We start from the raw sequence: 473 nt of genomic DNA, 5'->3' as shown, positions 1-473 counted from the left end.
GAGGCCACTGAAAAAGCATACCTTTTTTAGTGGCCTTCTGATTGAATAAAAAAAAGCACAACAAATTTGGGTCACAAAACAAAATTTGTTGTGCTTTTTTATAAAAAACTATCTATTTAATCTCTATTTCTTTGTCATTAGATTCAATATTCTTTTAACATTTACCGCAAATACCGTTATTGCTCCTTGCATTTGCATGCCAAGTAAGCCCGACGATTTTGCTACATCATAGCCGTGCTGATGTTTTATTTCACTATTTTTAGCCTCAATCATATATCGTTCCTTAGAACGCTCTTTAAAATAATCACTCTTTTCAAATTCAATTTGTTCTTTATGTAGATCTGATTTTATCGTTACAGAATAAGATTTAGTTTTTGATCCTTCTTTATAACAGCCCTCACGGGCAGGACATCTTTTGCATTTTTCAACATCGAAATAGTATGTAACTGTTTGGTTTTTACTAACATTTTTTT

The 473-nt window shown here is 31.3% G+C and carries 1 protein-coding gene; it reads right to left on the bottom strand.

Features of this window, described 5'->3' with window-relative positions:
* Nucleotides 1-123: 123 nt before the first annotated feature.
* Nucleotides 124-473: transposase (locus ACVHXK_RS18705; protein ID WP_461207922.1), on the bottom strand; the 350-nt coding region annotated here is incomplete at its 5' end.

This window comes from Clostridium sp. DL1XJH146 (assembly GCF_054819755.1).
Note: the sequence above shows the minus strand (reverse complement) of the source record. Positions and strands in the feature narration are given on the sequence as shown.